The organism is Streptomyces sp. NPDC058872 (genome assembly GCF_042743065.1).
GTDB lineage: Bacteria > Actinomycetota > Actinomycetes > Streptomycetales > Streptomycetaceae > Streptomyces.
Map to the genome: position 1 here is coordinate 1 of NZ_JBHYMK010000141.1, position 1957 is coordinate 1957.

The 1957-nt window shown below is 71.0% G+C and carries 3 protein-coding genes; all 3 read left to right on the plus strand.

Translation table 11 applies throughout. The annotated features are described in order from the left end of the window. Window positions 1-97 (plus strand): acyl-CoA dehydrogenase family protein (locus ACFW22_RS35785; RefSeq protein ID WP_157849844.1); only part of this gene is annotated, 97 nt, incomplete at its 5' end. Between the two features lie 28 nt (window positions 98-125). Beyond that, entirely contained in the window at window positions 126-911 is a 786-nt protein-coding gene (locus ACFW22_RS35790; RefSeq protein WP_386412963.1) for an electron transfer flavoprotein subunit beta/FixA family protein, read from the plus strand. A 33-nt stretch (window positions 912-944) separates the two neighbouring features. Then, a complete protein-coding gene (locus ACFW22_RS35795) occupies window positions 945-1901 on the plus strand; it encodes an electron transfer flavoprotein subunit alpha/FixB family protein (RefSeq protein WP_386412965.1) in 957 nt (318 codons plus the stop codon). Window positions 1902-1957: the final 56 nt, after the last annotated feature.

Sequence of the window (1957 nt, forward strand, 5' to 3'; positions counted from 1 at the left end):
CCCCGTCGAGCGCATGATGCGCGACGCCAAGATCACCCAGATCTACGAAGGCACCAACCAGGTCCAGCGCATCGTCATGGCCCGCAACCTCCCGTAACCAGCAGCCCCTCGAAAGGAGACAGGCCGTGACCCTGAAGATCGCTGTCTGTGTGAAGTACGTTCCCGACGCGACCGGCGACCGTGGTTTCGCCGACGACCTGACGACCGACCGCGAGGCCGTCGACGGCCTGCTCTCTGAGCTGGACGAGTACGCCGTCGAGCAGGCCCTGCGGATCTCCGAGGAGTCCGACGACGCCGAGGTCACCGTCCTCACGGTCGGCCCGGACGACGCCAAGGACGCGCTGCGCAAGGCCCTGTCGATGGGCGCCGACAAGGCGGTGCACGTCAACGACGAGGACATCCACGGCTCCGACGTCATCGCCACCTCCGCGATCCTGGCGAAGGCCCTGGAGAAGGCCGGCTTCGACCTGGTCGTCTGCGGCATGGCCTCGACGGACGGCACCATGGGCGTGCTGCCCGCGCTGCTCGCCGAGCGGCTGGGCCTGCCCCAGGTCACCCTCCTCTCGGAGCTCTCGGTGGAGGACGGCCTGGTCAAGGGCCGCCGTGACGGCGATGCCGCCACCGAACTCCTGGAGGCCGCGCTGCCGGCCGTCGTCTCGGTCACCGACCAGTCCGGCGAGGCCCGTTACCCCTCCTTCAAGGGGATCATGGCCGCCAAGAAGAAGCCGGTCGAGGAGTGGGACCTGGACGACCTGGAGATCGACGCCGACGAGGTCGGCCTCGCCGCTTCCTGGACCCTGGTCGACTCGGCAGCCGCCCGGCCGGCCCGCACCCAGGGCACGATCGTCACGGACGAGGGCGACGGCGGCAAGCAGCTCGCCGCCTTCCTCGCCTCCCAGAAGTTCATCTGATCCACCGTCACCCCACCTCAGGAGCAAGGAATCATGGCTGAGATCCTGGTTCTCGTGGACCACGCCGACGGTGCGGTCCGCAAGCCGGCCCTCGAACTGCTGACCCTGGCCCGCCGCCTCGGCGAGCCCTCGGCCGTCGTCCTCGGCGCCGGCGAGGCCGCCGCCTCGATCGCCGCCGCGGCGGGCGAGTACGGCGCGGCCACCGTCTACGTCGCGGACGGCGCCGAGTTCACCGACCAGCTCGTCGTCCCGAAGGTCGACGCGGTCACTCAGATCGCGAAGGAGAAGGGGGTGGCCGCCGTCCTGGCGACCTCCTCCGGCGAGGGCAAGGAGATCGCGGCCCGCGTCGCGCTCCGCCTCGGCTCCGGCCTGATCACCGACGCAGTGGAGCTGGAGGCCGGCGAGAACGGACCGGTCGCCACCCAATCCGTCTTCGCCGCCTCGTACCAGGTGAAGTCGACGGTCTCGCACGGCGTCCCGGTCATCACCGTCAAGCCGAACTCGGCCGCCCCGGAGGCCGCCCCGGCCGCCGGCGCGATCGAGAACGTCGCCGTCGCCTTCACCGGCAACGCCGCCAAGGTCGTCTCGCGCACCCCGCGCGTCTCCACCGGCCGCCCCGAGCTGACCGAGTCCGCGATCGTGGTCTCCGGCGGCCGTGGCGTCGGAGCGGCCGAGGGCTTCGCGGTCGTCGAGAAGCTGGCCGACTCGCTCGGCGCGGCCGTCGGTGCCTCCCGCGCCGCCGTGGACGCCGGCTGGTACCCGCACTCCAACCAGGTCGGCCAGACCGGCAAGCAGGTCTCGCCGCAGCTGTACGTGGCGGCGGGCATCTCCGGCGCGATCCAGCACCGGGCCGGCATGCAGACCTCGAAGACGATCGTCGCGGTCAACAAGGACGCCGAGGCACCGATCTTCGACCTGGTCGACTACGGCGTGGTCGGTGACCTCTTCGAGGTCCTGCCCCAGCTGACGGACGAGATCGGCGCACGCTGATCCGCTTGATCCGCTGACACCCACGAAAGGGGGGGGTGGGTGGCACTCTGTGCCCC